We start from the raw sequence: 17,056 nt of genomic DNA on the forward strand, positions 1-17,056 counted from the left end.
CCCATGATCTTGGTTACCGGCGGCGCTGGCTTCATTGGCGCCAATTTCGTACTCGACTGGATCGCGAACAGCGACGAGCCCGTCGTGAACCTCGACAAGCTGACCTACGCCGGCAACCTCGAGACCCTCGCGTCGCTCAAGGGCAACCCGAAGCACATCTTCGTGCAGGGCGACATCGGCGACAGCGCCCTGATCGACCGCCTGCTCGCCGAGCACAGGCCCCGTGCCGTGGTGAACTTCGCCGCCGAGTCGCATGTGGACCGCTCGATCCACGGCCCCGAAGACTTCGTGCAGACCAACGTGCTCGGCACCTTCCGGCTGCTCGAATCGGTGCGCGGCTTCTGGAGCGTGCTGCCGGCCGACCAGAAGTCGGCCTTCCGCTTCCTGCACGTGTCGACCGACGAGGTCTACGGCTCGCTCTCCAAGACCGACCCGGCCTTCACCGAGGAGAACAAGTACGAGCCCAACAGCCCGTATTCGGCCAGCAAGGCCGCCAGCGACCACCTCGTGCGCGCCTGGCACCACACCTACGGCCTGCCGGTGCTGACCACCAACTGCTCCAACAACTACGGCCCGTTCCACTTCCCCGAGAAGCTGATCCCCCTGATGATCGTCAACGCGCTGGCCGGCAAGAACCTGCCCGTGTACGGCGACGGCATGCAGGTGCGCGACTGGCTCTACGTGAAGGACCACTGCAGCGCCATCCGCCGTGTGCTCGAAGCCGGCAAGCTCGGCGAGACCTACAACGTGGGCGGCTGGAACGAGAAGCCCAACATCGAGATCGTCAACACCGTGTGCGCCCTGCTCGACGAACTGCGCCCCCGCGCCGACGGCAAGCCGTACAAGGAACAGATCACCTACGTCACCGACCGTCCCGGCCACGACCGCCGCTACGCCATCGACGCGCGCAAGCTCGAGCGCGAACTCGGCTGGAAGCCCGCCGAAACCTTCGACACCGGCATCCGCAAGACGGTCGAGTGGTACCTCGCGAACAGCGAATGGGTACGCAACGTGCAAAGCGGCGCGTACCGCGAGTGGGTCGAGAAGCAGTACGACGCGAAGGCCGCGGCATGAAGCTGCTGCTGCTGGGCAAGGGCGGACAGGTCGGCTGGGAACTGCAGCGCAGCCTGGCGCCGCTCGGTGAACTGGTCGCGCTCGACTTCGACAGCACCGATTTCCACGCCGACTTCAGCCGGCCCGAAGAGCTCGCCGACACGGTGCTCAAGGTGCGTCCCGACGTGATCGTCAATGCCGCGGCGCATACCGCCGTCGACAAGGCCGAGAGCGAACCCGAGTTCGCGCGCAAGCTCAACGCCACCTCGCCCGGCGTCGTGGCCGAAGCGGCCCAGAAGATCGGCGCGCTGATGGTGCATTACTCGACCGACTACGTCTTCGACGGCAGCGGCACCACGCCGTGGAAGGAAGACGACGCGACCGGCCCGCTCAGCGTCTACGGCAGCACCAAGCTCGAAGGCGAGCAACTGGTGGCCCGGCACTGCGCCAGGCACCTGATCTTTCGCACCAGTTGGGTGTATGCCGCGCGCGGCGGCAACTTCGCCAAGACCATGCTGCGGCTGGCCAAGGAGCGCGACAAGCTGACCGTCATCGACGACCAGTTCGGTGCACCCACCGGCGCGGAACTGCTGGCCGACGTGACGGCGCACGCCATCCGCGCGACGCTGCAGGATCCATCCAAGGTCGGCCTCTATCACGCGATCGCCGGCGGCGAGACGACGTGGTACGGCTACGCGCGCTTCGTGCTCGAAATGGCGCAGCAGGCAGGCGTCGAACTCAAGGCCGGCCCCGATGCCGTCGAGGCCGTGCCGACCAGCGCATTCCCGACGCCGGCGAAGCGGCCGCACAACTCGCGCCTCGACACCAGCAAGCTTCAGACCACGTTTGGACTGCGCCTGCCGCCTTGGCAGGAAGGCGTCGCGCGCATGCTGCGCGAAATCCTTTGAAGAATCCCACGAGAAGAGAAAGCATGACCAAGACGACGCAACGCAAGGGCATCATCCTGGCCGGCGGTTCGGGCACGCGCCTGCATCCCGCGACCCTGGCGATCAGCAAACAGCTGCTGCCGGTGTACGACAAGCCGATGATCTACTACCCGCTCAGCACGCTCATGCTGGGTGGCATGCGCGACATCCTGATCATCAGTACCCCGCAGGACACGCCGCGCTTCCAGCAGCTGCTGGGGGACGGCAGCCAGTGGGGCATCAACCTGCAGTACGAGGTACAGGCCAGTCCGGACGGGCTCGCGCAGGCGTTCATCATCGGGGACAAATTCGTAGGAAATTCGGAGAGCGCGCTGGTGCTGGGGGACAACATTTTCTATGGCCACGACTTCGTGCACCTGCTGGCCGATGCCGATGCGAAGGCTTCCGGTGCCACAGTGTTCGCCTATCACGTGCAGGACCCAGAGCGCTACGGCGTCGTGGCGTTCGATGACAAGGGTAAGGCGAGCAGCATCGAAGAAAAGCCGCTGAAGCCCAAGAGCAGCTATGCGGTCACCGGTCTCTACTTCTATGACAACCAGGTAGTGGATATCGCCAAATCTGTGAAGCCGAGCGCGCGAGGCGAACTGGAGATCACTGCCGTGAATCAAGCGTATCTGGATCGCGATCAACTGAACGTGCAGATCATGCAGCGGGGCTATGCGTGGCTGGACACGGGCACGCACGAGAGCTTGCTAGAGGCAGGGCAGTTCATTGCCACGCTAGAGCATCGTCAGGGGCTGAAGATAGCTTGCCCCGAAGAGATTGCGTGGCGTCACGGCTTCATTGATAAGGAGCAGCTTGCGCGCTTGGCCGCGCCCCTGCAAAAGAATGCCTACGGCAAATATCTCAACCGGTTGCTCGTCGAAGACCGTTCATTCTGAACCCGATTTCTAAGTATCTTTTAAAAAAACACGACTCATGCACTCATCCACTCAAGACCTCACGGGGCAAAAGTACCTTGTAACCGGCGCTGGCGGATTCATCGGGAGCCACCTCGTGGAGGCGCTGGTCCGAGCGGGAGCCGAAGTGACTGCGATGGTTCGCTATGGATCTGCCTCAAGTTGGGGCAATCTTGAATTTGTTTCGGACGACGTGAAAGGTGAGTTTCGCGTTGTAGCGGGCAATATCGACGATGGTGATTTCGTCATGCATGCAATGCAGGGCATCGATGTCGTCTGCCATCTGGCGGCCCTTATCGCGATTCCGTACTCCTATGTTGCGCCGCGCAGCTACGTGCGCACCAACGTCGAAGGTACGCTGAACGTCGTGGAGGCTGCGCGCCGGCTCTCGGTGCGCCGCGTGGTCCATACGAGCACCTCCGAGGTGTACGGCACTGCGATCCGCGTGCCGATCGACGAAGAACATCCACTGCAGGGCCAGTCGCCCTACTCGGCCTCCAAGATCGGCGCAGACAAGATTGCCGAGAGCTACTACCGCTCGTTCGATACCGGCGTAGTGACATTGCGTCCGTTTAACACGTTCGGTCCGCGGCAGTCTGCACGAGCGTTCATTCCGACCATCATTTCTCAGGCATTGACGCAGGATGTGATCAAGCTTGGCTCGCTGACACCCGAACGCGACATGACTTTCGTGACGGACACTGTCGCCGGTTTCGTCGCTGCCTCGGTGACACCTGGAGTCGAAGGGCGCACGATCAACCTCGGTACGGGCTCGACCTTCACCATCGGGCATTTTGCTGAGCGCATCCTGAAGCTGATGGGCGTGGAGAAAGAGATCGTTACCGACTCTGCTCGCATGCGTCCTGACAAGAGCGAGGTTCTCAAGCTCGTGTCCGATAACTCGCTGGCCGCCAAATTGATGGGATGGTCGCCGCAGGTTGATCTGGACGAAGGATTGCGCCAGAGCATCGAATTCATCCGTCGCAATATTCACCTCTACCGTCCCACGGTCTACACCGTCTAAGGGAGCACACATCATGAAAGCAGTCGTCATGGCCGGCGGCAAGGGCACGCGCCTTCAGCCGTTCACCGCCTCGTTTCCTAAGCCTCTCATGCCGCTGGGAGATATGCCGGTATTGGAGCTTTTACTAAGACAGCTTCGCGGCGCAGGTGTCGATGAGGTCATTCTCGCCGTCAACCACTTGCATCACTTAATCCGGGCATTTTGTGGCGACGGTTCTCGGTTCGGGCTGAAGATTGACTACAGCTTGGAAGATAGCCCGCTAGGCACGGCTGGCCCGCTCGGAGCGCTGATTGACAAGGTCGGCGAAAACTTCATAGTCACTAATGGTGATCTGCTGACGACGTTCGATATTAAGCAATTGATCCGCACCCACGCTGATCGTCGATCGGACGCGACCATCTGCGTTTACGAGCGGGAAGTCAAAATCGATTTCGGGCTTATCCAGGTTGACGGCGAGATGAATCTCCAGGGCTACCTTGAAAAACCGATGAGCAAGCATCTGGTGAGCATGGGCCTGTACATGCTAAATCGTGACGCCGTGAAACCATACGTGAGCGAAGGAGTGCATCTCGACATGCCGGATCTGCTGCTCAAGTTGAATGCTGCCGGCAAGAAGGTGCGATGTCATTTGCAGCCCGAAAGTTTCTGGCTCGATATTGGTCGTCCTGACGATTATTCGACGGCGCAGAAGCTTTTTGAAGAGCGTCGCGCGCTTTTCCTTCCAGACTGAGCAATGCGTGTTCTTGTTACCGGAGCCAGTGGGTTTGTTGGACGGGCAGTAACAAGCGTCCTGAACTCTCGCGGATTTGATGCGATAGGAGTTAGCAGAATCGCGAGATCGAGTCTCGTAGGGGAGTCGATGCGCGTGCTGTCCGATCCGAGCGATGTGATCGAGGTTCGTGACCTGCTGTTGTCTGTTAATCCGCAGATCGTCATGCATTTAGCTGGCGTTTCCACAGCGTCGTCGAATCGGGCGCTTTACGACGCCAACGTTGTTTTTGCCGCAAATCTGATGGATGTGGCGTTGACCATGGCTAATCAGCCGCGCGTACTTCTTGCAGGCAGTGCTGCTGAGTATGGCCCTGTTCCTACCGAGCTGCTCCCTGTTCGCGAAGACTTCGCCTGCCGCCCCAAATACGCCATACGGCGTGAGCAAATTAGCGCAGACGAACCATGCTTTCATCGCCGCTGAGCGTGGGCTGTCGCTAGTTGTTGCGCGGCTTTTCAATCCAATCGGGCCTGGTATGCCCAAGTCGCTGGCACTTGGGAACTTTGCACATCAGATCGCACAAATGGATGTTCGCGGTGACGTACTCACCACCGGAGATCTTGACGTGGTGCGGGACTTTATGGACGTGCGCATTGCAGCTGAATTGCTCGTTGAATTGGCGCTTAAAGGCACATCACACCTAGAGGTGGTGAATGTATGCACTGGCAGCGGCCGACGCTTGCTCGACTTGACGGGCAGGTTGATTGAGATCTCAGGCGTGCCTGTCAGATTGCAGAGGGACGATGCTCGGCGCGGCAACAGCAATGTGCGTGCTTTTGTGGGCGACCCTTCTAAGTTGAAATCGATGGGCCTAGATCCGGATGGTTCTGATATGGATGCCGTTCTAACAGCGATCCTGCAGGACGCGCGCGATGAAATTCGCGCGATTTGAAATACTATTTTTGGCACTCGACCTTAGCTGCGGTGGGGCAGCTTCCTTACGTTGTCCTATGGACAAACATAAACATGATCTGCAACGCCTGTTCCGGTAAAGAGTTCAAACATTTCGCCATTCGAGGCGATGGCATGGAGATTCAGCAATGCGCCTTCTGCGGGCTGGGAGTCGTTGCACAACTGCCCGAGAGCACAGAAGAGTATTACGACGACAACTACTACGTTGACGGTGGAAACAGCGGGTACGAGGACTACAGCTTCATGGCCGAGCATGGGTTGGGCTGGGCTGCTGCACTGGTGAAACTGTTGTGCTCGAGGGGCAAGATTCTGGACATCGGTTGCGCAGATGGCTACTTGCTCAACAAGTTCAATACCGAATTTGAGAAGTTTGGCATCGAAGTCAATGCTAAAGCTGCCCGGCAGGCGCAGGAGAAAGGTATCCAGCTTCTGGGCAACGATTTGCTCGAGCCGCAACTAGTTCAAAAGCACCGGTCTGAGTTTGATGCAATCACGTCCATCGCGGTGTTTGAGCACCTGCTTGATTTTCGGGGCGGGGTCCAAGCTTCAGTCGAGATGCTGAAAGACGATGGATTCTTGCTCTTCGAAGTTCCTGTGATGTCGCCTGGAGGTAACAACGTTGCATGGATGCAGAGTTCGTTTGAGCACATCTACTACCCGACCGAGGGATCGATTCGCTATATCGTTGAGGCTCAACTCGGCTGCCACTTGGCTGGAGCGGAGGTTCCAATCAAAGACTACGCCTCGACTTACGTTGGCATTGTCACCAAGACTAAGCAGCAGGCAGCAAGGGTCAGCGAAATCTTTGGTCGGGTTATGTCGGCTGACTTCACAACCGCGGAGTTGGATCAACTAAGGGCCTCGACTCATCTTCACGTATTGCACGCAGGGCAGGCGACGGAAGAATCCGTGCGTGCACTCGCGCGTCTCGACGCCAAAGACCTATCTGTACCGCTGTTCGCGCGCGTCGCTCAGCTCTGGTCGTTCGACCTTAGAAGAATCCAGGCAGGTCATTGGCAGCCTGTAAGTTTTGGGGCGGCAACTCGTGAGGCTCTGCGGCTGAAAGCCGAGATGGAGATCATTCTTTCGGATGCACGCCTCAATGCTGCTCAGGCTACTGAGGCTGTGAATTTCGAAATTCGGCGAAATGCAACTCTCGTGAGTGAAGTGGGAGCGCTGCGCAGAAAGTTGTCGACGGAGGAAGCCAAGACCGCAGCGATGGAAACCCGCGCGTTGGCGATTGCGCAACAGCTCGAAGCCATTCAGCGTTCAACCGCGTGGCGCGTGACGGGGCCGCTGCGCCGTTGGGCTGGCCGGAATCCAAAGGCAGCGAGACGTGTCAAGCAACTAGCAAAGCTGGTGTGGTGGACCTTGCGAGGCACTATCCTTAGCCATGTACGGGAGTTCAGGCGTCGCCGCACCTTGTCAAATGGGGCAGTTGAGCTTGTCAAGAATCTCGACATCTCCAAGCACGCCGCATCAGCGGTTCGTCTGCATCCGGTGGCGGGCGTAGTCGCCGGCGCAGTGGCGCCGCCCAGTGGCTTGGCTTGGCCTGAGGATCGACCTCTTGTAACGATCGTGATCCCTTGCTTCAACTATGGTCATCTTGCCGGTGATGCCATACGGTCCGTCGAGGCACAGACTTTTACGTCCATCGAAATCATCGTCGTTGAAGGGGGCTCAAGTTCTGCCGAGTCCCGGCAACAGTTAGTGGAAGCGGTCAAGAAAGCTTCCTCAAAGGTGCGACTACTGTTCCAGGATCAGCCATACAGGGCGGGAGCTAATCGAAATTTTGGGATCAGCCACGCAAGGGGGAGGTACATCTGCTGTCTAGATGCAGACGACCGCATCGCTCCAACGTACATCGAGAAAGCCGTCTTTATGCTCGAGCACTCGGGCTACGACGTAGTCTCGCCAGGGCTTCAATTTTTTGGTAACAAATCAGAGGTTTGGACGCCTCACGAACGCCCAACCTTGGACATGCTGCTCGACGGCAACAACGCACTCACCTGCGCCGTCTATAGCAGGGAATATTGGCAACGAGCTGGGGGATACCGTGATTCTGACCCGACAACCGGCCACGTTCACGAAGACTGGCTGTTTTGGGTGCGACTCGCGGCACTCGGCGCGCGTTTCATTTGTATTAAAGAGCCGCTTTTCTATTACAGAAGTCACGGTGGCACCTTAAGTAATAGTCGAGCCGTTCTGGAAAATGATGTCCAAAAGATTTTGGTACGCCGGTTTAATGAGGACGTCCTTACCGAGCAAGCGCTCTTAGCTGCGAGAATTAAAAACTCTTCACCGCCCATACGATCGCCGCAGTCTTTCGCATCTCAGCAGAGCTATCGCACCCAGTCGTCGGGCGGTCCTACATTGCTGCTTGCAGTCCCGTTCTTGGTTTTGGGCGGCGCCGAGCGGCTTTTGAGTTCCATCGTGGCCCAACTTGTGAAAAATGGCTGGAATGTTTCGATTGTGACGACAGTACCTGTTGGACAGACTCATGGCGACACTACTTCATGGTTTGAATCCTCAACGTCCGACATCTTTCATTTACCCAGGTTTCTTGAAGGCGAGTATTGGCGCGACTTTCTTGACTATCTTCTAGCGTCACGACGCGTTGATCTTTTGTGGGTGGTCGGCAGTTCTTTTGTTTATGACTGTTTGCCGGCTCTAAAGCGTAGGCACCCGCATCTCGCTGTAGCGGATTTGCTATTTAACGCAGTTGGCCATACGGTCAATAATCGAAGATATGCTGACTGCATTGACCTCACTTTTATCGAAAATACAGAGGTTCAGAGATGGCTCCTCGCCGCCGGAGAGTTGCCCGAGCGCATTTTGTTGGTGGAAAGCGGCGTTGATCTTGAGCAAAACATTCCGGCGCCCCGAGATCAATATGCGCTGGGTTTCGATGGAATCCCCGCAGGCTCAGTCGTAGTTGGATTTTTCGGCCGCTGGTCAGAAGAGAAAGATCCTCTGGGCTTTGTGGAAATTGCGAAACGCGTTTCTAGAGAGTTTGACGTAGTTTTTGTAATGACAGGCGCAGGCCATCTCGAGCCTGAACTCAAGCAGGCTATTGCAGCGGCTGATTTTCCTGCTGGGCGTTTTCTCTTGAAAGGCACCGTGCCTGAGGTGAAGCCGTACCTGCAGGCGTGCGATATTCTGTGTCTCCCATCTAGGTTGGACGGCCGGCCAAATATCATTATGGAGGCCCTGGCCAGTGGGGCTGCCGTGATTGCATCTAAAGTCGGAGCATTGCCGGAAATGCTAGAGGAGGGGAGGCAAGGCTATCTGTGCACGCCAGGTATGTATAGCGAATTTGCTCAAAGAATCGAAGAGCTTGCTGCAGACAGAGACAAGCTGAGTCAATTCCGAATTGCGGCTCGCACTCTCGCGGAGCATAGATTTGATATCAAAGATATGCTGCAGAAATATGAGGCTCGCCTTCGTAGTCTTGTCAGATTGTCCTAAGTGACAGCGCACTCGCCTGGGAGTTACTGGTCAGCGCCAATCCCAGACGATACCCTTAATCATCTTTATCCCCAACTTTAAGGCGACTAAGTTATCGATGTTGCCGCCTTTGCTCACGCCAATTCTCTTGTGAAAGGATATCGGAGCCTCAAGTATTCTGAATCCTGAATTTAAAGCCAAATCGAGAAAATAGGGGTTGAATTCCAGATTGATTGTTGGATCGAGTTTGGGTAGTAGTTCGCGTAATTTAGCAGAGCGGCACGCCTTGTATGTTGTGCCTACATCGCTGAAAGTAGCATTTCCTAAATGTTTAATTTCAAGCAATTTGCCGACAAAGATGTTGCCGTAAAACATGAATGTGCTTAGTTGCGTGTCCTTTGCTCTCAGTTGCTCGACGGTTCTAGTACCCGTCACGATATCGGCATGAGGTATGTAAGCTAGCAATTTGTCAATATCGTAAGCCCGAAACGTCATGTCTCCTTCGCAGAGTATTACTATCTCCGATTCCTCAAATTTCACACCTTCCGACAGCGCTCGATAGACACAGGATCCGTATCCTTGCCTCGACTCGTTGAAGACGATTGCGCCCGCGTCTTTTGCAAATGCCAACGTATTGTCTTTACTGTTATTGCTAATTACTACGACTTGGCTAACGGAAGGGTGGGAAAGAAAATCCTTCACTGCGGGCCCGATGCTTTCTTCGTCGTTGTAGGCGGTAAGTACAACAGTTAGGTTATTGACGCTAATATCGTCATGCTTTATAAAATCGTTCTTGCGCTTTGCGGGATAAAAGACAAATAAGTCCAAAAGTATGAAGGCCCAGCCGAGCAGGAAGGGAATTCCTGAATACCAAACTAGGCACTCATTGATTAGCAGTGCTGTTTGTGTGTCGAAAAAAAGCCGCCTCGGAAGAGCCATAAGCACGCCTATGGAATACAGGAAGATTCCCAATAGCACGAGCATGATCCCATAGAGGGCAAGGCGCTCTCTTCTCATGAGGCGTCTTTCGAAATAAGGGGGGATATTGCTTTTTTCTGGAATACGCCTAGCATTTGTTTTGCAAATGGGCGGTAGAAGGAGCTAAGGTAAATTCGCGTCAAAAAGTACGTTTTAGGCAGACGGGATTTGAGTGAAAAAGGTAGAAATTTCTTCTCCATTGCGACGAGTTCGAAGCCATTGGATCGAAAGAAGTCAACAAGTGATTCGTGGCTAAATATTTTTTTGTGCGTGAAATCATCGAAATATTCGCGATACGCATAGTAGAAATTTGGCTGCATCGTAATGAATAGACCATTTGGGCGCAAAATCCGCTGAAACTCAGACGCTGCAAGGGTAAGCTCATCGTCGGAAAGATGTTCTAGCAGATTGCTACTGAACGCGATGTCGACGCTCGCATCGGCAATGCATGAAAGATCGGTTACTTTTGTTGACTTAAATTCGACCGAGTCGATGAGATATCCGGCCGCATCGGGATTGAGGTCGATGGCGTACCGCTTTTGAGCGTTAACATTGTTGATAAAGTCGCCGTATCCGCAACCGATGTCTACTACCACATCGCATGAGTTCCCTATATATTTCTCGAGATAGTTGATGATCGCTCGCCACACCTTCGTGCGGCCAGGATCTGGTGTATACCTGGTTGAATAGTAACTGGCCATTTTTTATCTTGGGACGTAGATGTAGAAATTTCCGAAATTCTTGTCGAGGCGGCAGCAACTTTCTAATGCCGCCCGAACCTCCGGATAGGCGTCAATCCGATCTTCTCCAATTCCTTGCGTCGCCACAAAGAAGCGAACACCTGACCTAACCATGTGTTCAATTCTCTCTTCGGGTTCGGGGTTGAAGAATGTGTCGTAATTTTCGATATAGCGATTGCCGCTGTAAAAACCAACGTCCTTCATGCTCCAAATCACCTCGCCTTCTTTTAAGTTGGCTTTCAGATAAGCAACTGTTTCATCCATTCCCATCTGCCCGTAACTATATTTGGTTGGAAAGGGTGCTTGGGCTTGATGTCTGGCGATAGCTGCGCCTGATCCGATCGTTGCGGAAAAAATAAACAGCATCATTGCTGCAGCTGATTTGCCTGAGACGCTGTTACGTGGGGCGAGAGTAAAAACAATTGCAATAATTGCGCCAATTATTATCAAGACAGCCTTGCTGGCATGAATGTTTATGGCGGAGTCAGAATTGAACCTTCCATAGTGCATCTGGAGGAGCGAGAAAAATAGAATAATTATGAAAATTAAAATGGGGGCGACCTGCTGAATGCGACTTCCCCTGAATCGCTTAATACTTTCTAAAAAAACTAACGCAGCACCCATGCAAAAGAATTGAAACACCGCGAAGGGGTACTTGAAAAATCCCCCAAAGGGTGCGATGAGGCTGCAATAGAATATTGTGACTGCAGCCGAAAAGAAAAGAAGAAGGGTTATGTTTCTTCGCCCGTCGAGGGCTGACGCTCGGCTGCTAAAGAAGAAAAGGGATGCTGCAAATAGAAAAGTCAGCCCTGAAGTTATGGCCAGAATTAAATTTTTTGCGTAGCCTAAATTTTCCCATACCCTTGTCATGAGCGCAAAAAAACCTGTTGAAGCGCTGCCCTTTACGAAAGAGTGAAGCAAGAATCCAAAGGTGTAGGCGAAGGGTAGGTTGAGGCTCTTGCAATAAATAAAATAAGTCAAAAGAAATATTGCGGCCCCGCCTCCAAAGACGCGAACCGTGAGCCATAGAGCTCGGCCGAACGGCTCCCTGAGTGCTAGCCAATACAAAAAGGCGAACGGAATCAGGGCTAGAGGGGTTGTCAGTTTTGTCCAAAGCAGAACTGCAAACACCAATGCAAGTGTTGCTGCATTTTTACCGTTAAAAAGAAGAAGAATGAAGAACGTGATTAAGGGGGGGAGAATTGTGGAATCAATATCCGGCAGAGTCGCATTGGCAACTGTGTAGGGGTTCAGCAGGAAGAGGCCGAGAAATGCCGCTCCGTATGTCTTAAAGTCCTCTGGTGGGATAAATTTCCTGCACAATGTTAGGACTAAATAGGCGGTCAGCAGGACGCAGGCAAAGCCGAATGCGCGAACTGTATTTTCGGAGAAGCCAAAAATCTTAATATCTGCTGCTAACGCATAGATATAAAGAGGCGGATGATACAGGCCGAGGTGTTCGGGTCTGTATTCGCCACGGTAGTAGATTGGAGTTCCAGTTTCGCTCGTCGCCTTCGCGACAATCGGGAAATCGAGTTCATCTAGGGTGAATTTTTTTGCTGCTTGAGCAAAAACAAGAAATGTAAAAATTGCTAAAATCAGTGTGACAAGCAGTTTGTGGGTGTCTTTTGACGGGGTACTTGTCATGCTAATTTTTGGATGATACGAAGATGCCGAGTAGAATGATGCTAATGCCAATCCAGCGATGAAGCGGAATGTTTTCCCCTAAGTACGCGATCGCGAGCAATGGGGTCACCACATACACCAAAGAAAAAAGAGGCTGGAGAAAAGTGATGTCCAGCTTTTTTAGTAAATAGATCCAGATGGCGACCGGTATGATATACATCAAAACTCCGAGAAACAGCCGCCACTCCGTCGCGACTTGAAGTGCAGCGCTCAAAATTCCTTGGTCGTGCGAGATGCGTGAGGCACCTGCTTTTAAAAAGATACTCCCTAATGAGCTTAGTGCCACTCCTAGGATTACTAGGACCCAATAACTTATTGACAAGGTGTGCCCTTCATCGAGCTAATAATTTAATTTTCTCCAGACGGGTCGGACTGCTGATCCGCAAAGTTGGAGGTGGCTACCAATTATTGCGCAACACACGAGTGTGTTGGCCGCGCCACATGCGGGATCATGTTCTGGTTGACACGGGGCGTTGTGCCATCCATGCCGAGAGTTGCAGTCCCAGAAATGCGTAAGTTCGTTTTTGCGTAACAATGACCTGCAGTTCCTTGGACCTCTGCGGCCTACCTCTCCCAATCGATATAGCATGAAGATCACTCACACTAATATTCCAGATGTCCTCGTGTTGGAGCCCCAAGTCTTTGGTGACGCACGGGGCTTCTTCCTAGAGAGCTACAACGATGAAGTGTTTCGTCGCTCTACGGGAACTAACGTGGTGTTTAAGCAAGATAATCACTCGCGCTCGTCCAAGGGCGTCCTGAGGGGGTTGCACTATCAGGTACAGCAGCCACAGGGCAAACTCGTTCGAGTAGTTCGTGGGGCTGTGTTTGACGTTGCCGTGGACATTCGCCCTGAGTCTGCCACCTTCGGTTGTTGGGTGGGGGTGGAGTTGAGCGAGGAAAATCATAAGCAGCTATGGGTCCCTCCGGGCTTGGCTCATGGCTTTCTGGTGTTGAGCAGCACAGCCGATTTCCTCTATAAGACCACCGACTACTACGCGCCAGCGCACGAGCGCAGCGTTGCATGGAACGACCCCGCCATAGGAATCGAGTGGCCGCTTTTCGGGGCTTCCCCGATCCTGTCAGCGAAGGATGCGGCTGCACTGTCTCTCGCTGACAGTCTTGCAGGAGTGGACAGTTGATACTTGTCACCGGCGGGACTGGATATATTGGGTCTCACACTTGCATCGAACTTGCGCGTGCGGGGCATGAATTTGTAGTGTTAGACAATTTCTCCAACAGCACCCCAGTCGTTCTGGAGCGCATGGCTCAGATCATTGGGAGGCCCATACGCTGGTATGAAGGAGACATTCGCGATCCGGTCGCTTTGGAGCGAATATTTGCTGAACACCGAGTTTCTGCGGTTCTTCATTTTGCCGGACTGAAAGCTGTGACTGAATCGATCAGTCGCCCGATCGGGTATTTTGACAACAACGTACATGGATCGATCGCGCTTGTGAAGGCCATGGCGCGCGCGAGTTGTAAGACGCTGGTTTTCTCTTCATCCGCAACGGTCTACGGGCCCGACCAACCTATGCCGGTCGGTGAAGGCGCGCCGTGCTCGGTGAGTAATCCTTATGGACGTACCAAACTGGTCGTGGAGGATCTGCTATACGAGCTTGGCCGCGCAGACCCCGAGTGGCGAATTGCGACGTTGAGATACTTCAACCCGACGGGGGCGCATCCCAGTGGGCTGATCGGCGAAAGCCCCATCGGCACCCCAAGCAATCTGATGCCGCTAGTGTGTCAAGTCGCCGCGGGTTTGCGGCCATGTGTTCAGATCTTTGGTAACGACTATCCCAGCCCCGACGGCACGGGTGTGCGCGATTTCGTTCATGTGATGGACCTAGCCGAGGGGCACGTTGCTGCACTCGACTACCTCACAAGGAATCAGGCCAACATTCTTGTGAATCTCGGCACAGGTCAAGGGACGTCGGTGCTGGAGGTCATTCGCACATTCGAGCGCGTCAACGGTCAACGGGTTCCGTTTGAAGTCGTAGCACGCCGAGCAGCTGACATCGGCATCAGTTACGCCGACGCCAGCCTTGCGCGGGAGCTGTTGGGGTGGGTGGCTAAGCGTGGTATAGATGACATGTGCCGCGACGCATGGCGATGGCAGTCTGCAAATCGGGCATGAACCGGGCGTTTCTTGTCCGTACAAACGTCGCGTCCGCGTAGTTCGATCAATAGCAATCTCTGGATGGATGGGTGGGAGAGTAGGTGGCTAATTCAAAACTCCAAATAGCCAAATCCGCTGCGGAACGCGGCGTGATTTCAATCGCGGTGCTTAGGGGCTAGGGGTGAGTCGACTCGTTTTCGTCTCAAAAGAACTGTCTCCGTTTACATCGGGCACGGCCGGCTTGACACTAAGCCTTCTGCTTCGAACGCTGAATCAAGCTGACAGCATGCGGGCAACGGTCATGATGGTCGATACGACTATTGATGCGAGTTTGTTCAAGAAAGAGTTTCCGGATATTGAACTGGTTGAAGTCGACACCCGACTTGATCAGAACCGTTTCGTCGACGCTCGCCAGCATCCCCCTGCCTCGGCTTACTCGAACACGGCCGCGCACTGGCGCTCAGCCTGTGTCTTCAGAGCGCTTGCCGAGCTCAGCAAGACTGAGCCTATCGCCTATGTTGAGTTCCCCGATGCGGAAGGCCTCGCTTTTTGCACGCTGCAGGAATGCAGACTTCAGGGCTTTCTGGCCGGCGCTACGGTGGCGGTGCGGCTTCATGGAACACATACGGCGCTCTTGCATGCAGAACCTCGACCGATTTCCATTTCGGATCTGCACCTGAGCGACCTCGAGCGCAAGTGCCTGCGAGATTGTGATTGCATCATTGCTTCGTCGACGGCGCTGAGTGAGGCTGCCCGTGCGTCATTCGATTTTCCGGAGCACGAATGGAGCCCGCGCGTTGTTTGTCATCAGCCGTTGGCGGCGCTCCTTCGTGGCTCGTCAATATGCACAACAAGCGCGTACTCCGAGCAACGCTTGGTTTTCGGCTCCGAGTTCCAGCGATGCGGGCGTCCCGACCTTTTTGTGCGCGGTGCTATTGGCTTTTTGCAAAAAAGCCCGACTCACCTTGGCCCCTTGACGCTTGATGTTCGTGGCGTTGACATCGCGTATCGCGAGCAGATCGAACGTCTAATCCCACGACGTTTCGTGGAGCGCTGTGAGTTTATCTATGATGCGGAATGGCCTGAGCGCGATGCCCATGTAGACGACGCCACGGTCGTATTCGCGGGGGGCGTTCGAGTCTGCGGAAGGGCGCGCAGTGGTTGCGTCTTCGCGAGGAGCGCGGGTCATTTTGAATCGGGCGAACCCCGCGTTCGGCGAAGGCACATGTTGGGTCGACGGTATCAATTGCCTGAAGTTCGACGGGACTGCTGGTGGTTTGGTCGAGGCGCTGGAGCGCAACTTCGATCTCGACCAAACTTTACGGCCTGTGGTGCTGTCGGAGGGCGCCTTGCCTTGGCTCTCGGCACCAAGGCACCGCGCACCATGGCTCCCCCTCGAGGAAGCGCCTATGGTGTCGGTGGTGGTACCTCACTACAACCTCGGCGGCCACCTGCCGGCGACACTCGAGAACTTGACGAAGCAAAACTATCGCAACATCGAAATCGTCGTGGTGGACGATGCCTCGACAGATGCGCAGAGCGAACTCGTCATTGAAGAACTGGCGAGCAATCCTGATCCTCGTATAAAGGTGGTTCGGTTGGCGGCCAATGTAGGGTTGGCTGCTGCACGTAATGTAGGCGTGCGTCATTCAAGTGGCCGGTATGTGCTGACGCTGGATGCCGACGATCTCATCCATCCGCGCTTTCTCGAAGTTGGAGTGGCAGCGCTTGAGAACAGCTCGGAGTTCGATATCGTCGTCACACCAGCAGGGTACTTTTTGGACGATGAAGGTCCCCCTTCCCCTGGTGCGTGCGCAAACTTCTGCGACTACGCTATGTTCTCCGGCGAAGCAGTCATTGCCGGCTTGTTGGAAAACCGGTTCTCTACTGCGACGGCTCTTTTCAGAAGGTCGACGATGGTTCGCTTCCCGTACATAGAAAGCTTGAACTGCTATGAAGACTGGTCGGTCTTCATGAGGATGTGCGATGCCGGCTGTCGATTCATCGTCACTACAGATGTTTTCTTTTTTTACAGACGACGCCCGAACTCGATGGTTCACGCTCCACGTGATCTCACTCGCCAGCGCATCGAATACAGTGATCTGTTGCGAACAAGTAGCTCACGCGAGCTAAGGCAGAAGTCGCGATATCTCATGGTGGGTCTTGGTGCTGCTGTCGCCGGCAATCGGGCGGAAGTCGCACCGGCAGTTGTGGAGGAGATGCCAAAGCCTGTGCCTACGGCTAGGGATGTCATTGGTGGACTTTTCGGGCCCGGAGGGTCATATGACGAAGAGGTGGTCTTTGCGAGCCTCAAGGCGTCTCGATGGCTTGAGCGAAGAACTCCTTGGGTGATTCAGGGGGCAATGGCTGGTGCAAGATGGACTTGGCGCGTCTATCGAGCGGTGCGCAGTCTCGGTAAGTGACAGTTGCAAGCGCCCAACGCCTCGGCGGGATAATGAACGATGGCGCTGCGAGTCCAACG

Annotated in this window: 13 protein-coding genes and 1 pseudogene; 10 read left to right on the forward strand and 4 right to left on the reverse strand. The window is 54.8% G+C overall.

Going from position 1 to position 17,056, the window contains the following annotated elements; translation table 11 throughout:
• Positions 1-3: 3 nt before the first annotated feature.
• The 7 genes and pseudogenes from rfbB to ACHMXA_RS07565 all read left to right on the forward strand — a co-directional run bounded on the left by rfbB (position 4) and on the right by ACHMXA_RS07565 (position 9,072).
• Entirely contained in the window at positions 4-1,074 is a 1,071-nt protein-coding gene (gene rfbB / locus ACHMXA_RS07535; RefSeq protein WP_395319765.1) for a dTDP-glucose 4,6-dehydratase, read from the forward strand.
• Positions 1,071-1,961 (forward strand): dTDP-4-dehydrorhamnose reductase, encoded by an 891-nt coding sequence (gene rfbD, locus ACHMXA_RS07540; protein ID WP_395319766.1) that lies wholly within the window; start codon positions 1,071-1,073, stop codon positions 1,959-1,961. The genes rfbB and rfbD overlap by 4 nt, the downstream gene beginning before the upstream one ends.
• A gap of 23 nt (positions 1,962-1,984) precedes the next feature.
• Entirely contained in the window at positions 1,985-2,881 is an 897-nt protein-coding gene (gene rfbA / locus ACHMXA_RS07545; RefSeq protein ID WP_395319768.1) for a glucose-1-phosphate thymidylyltransferase RfbA, read from the forward strand.
• Between the two features lie 37 nt (positions 2,882-2,918).
• A complete protein-coding gene (locus tag ACHMXA_RS07550; protein ID WP_395319770.1) occupies positions 2,919-3,923 on the forward strand; it encodes a GDP-mannose 4,6-dehydratase in 1,005 nt (334 codons plus the stop codon).
• Between the two features lie 13 nt (positions 3,924-3,936).
• Entirely contained in the window at positions 3,937-4,653 is a 717-nt protein-coding gene (locus tag ACHMXA_RS07555) for an NDP-sugar synthase (RefSeq protein WP_395319772.1), read from the forward strand.
• Between the two features lie 3 nt (positions 4,654-4,656).
• A pseudogene (locus ACHMXA_RS07560) lies at positions 4,657-5,584 on the forward strand (NAD-dependent epimerase/dehydratase family protein).
• Between the two features lie 74 nt (positions 5,585-5,658).
• On the forward strand, positions 5,659-9,072 hold the full coding sequence (locus tag ACHMXA_RS07565) for a glycosyltransferase (RefSeq protein ID WP_395319774.1): 3,414 nt from the start codon (positions 5,659-5,661) through the stop codon (positions 9,070-9,072).
• A gap of 30 nt (positions 9,073-9,102) precedes the next feature.
• Here the strand turns inward: ACHMXA_RS07565 and ACHMXA_RS07570 are convergent, their stop codons facing one another.
• From ACHMXA_RS07570 to ACHMXA_RS07585, 4 genes are read right to left on the reverse strand one after another with little or no spacing between them, the layout of a single operon-like run.
• Positions 9,103-10,068 carry a glycosyltransferase family 2 protein gene (locus ACHMXA_RS07570; protein WP_395319776.1) on the reverse strand — a complete coding sequence of 322 codons (966 nt, stop codon included), beginning with the start codon at positions 10,066-10,068 and terminating at the stop codon, positions 9,103-9,105.
• Positions 10,065-10,730, reverse strand: coding sequence for a methyltransferase domain-containing protein (locus ACHMXA_RS07575; protein WP_395319778.1), 666 nt, complete (start codon positions 10,728-10,730; stop codon positions 10,065-10,067). Before ACHMXA_RS07575 ends, ACHMXA_RS07570 begins: the two co-directional genes overlap by 4 nt.
• Before the next feature lie 3 nt (positions 10,731-10,733).
• Complete coding sequence (locus ACHMXA_RS07580) at positions 10,734-12,416, reverse strand: ArnT family glycosyltransferase (RefSeq protein WP_395319780.1); 1,683 nt, start codon at positions 12,414-12,416, stop codon at positions 10,734-10,736.
• Between the two features lies 1 nt (position 12,417).
• Positions 12,418-12,741 carry an EamA family transporter gene (locus ACHMXA_RS07585; protein WP_395319782.1) on the reverse strand — a complete coding sequence of 108 codons (324 nt, stop codon included), beginning with the start codon at positions 12,739-12,741 and terminating at the stop codon, positions 12,418-12,420.
• Between the two features lie 301 nt (positions 12,742-13,042).
• On the opposite strand from ACHMXA_RS07585, the gene rfbC reads away from it, so the two are divergent.
• The 3 genes from rfbC (at position 13,043) to ACHMXA_RS07600 (ending at position 16,997) form a co-directional block, all read left to right on the forward strand.
• Positions 13,043-13,597, forward strand: a complete 555-nt coding sequence (gene rfbC / locus ACHMXA_RS07590) for a dTDP-4-dehydrorhamnose 3,5-epimerase (RefSeq protein ID WP_395319784.1) — start codon at positions 13,043-13,045, stop codon at positions 13,595-13,597.
• Positions 13,594-14,592 (forward strand): UDP-glucose 4-epimerase GalE, encoded by a 999-nt coding sequence (galE, locus tag ACHMXA_RS07595; protein ID WP_395319786.1) that lies wholly within the window; start codon positions 13,594-13,596, stop codon positions 14,590-14,592. The genes rfbC and galE overlap by 4 nt, the downstream gene beginning before the upstream one ends.
• 1,139 nt (positions 14,593-15,731) lie before the next feature.
• Positions 15,732-16,997: a glycosyltransferase family 2 protein gene (locus ACHMXA_RS07600; protein WP_395319788.1), complete on the forward strand. Its 1,266-nt coding sequence runs from the start codon at positions 15,732-15,734 to the stop codon at positions 16,995-16,997.
• The last annotated feature ends 59 nt before the right edge of the window (positions 16,998-17,056 follow it).

Origin of the sequence: Variovorax sp. UC74_104, assembly GCF_044055375.1 — a bacterium.
Classification (GTDB): domain Bacteria; phylum Pseudomonadota; class Gammaproteobacteria; order Burkholderiales; family Burkholderiaceae_C; genus Variovorax.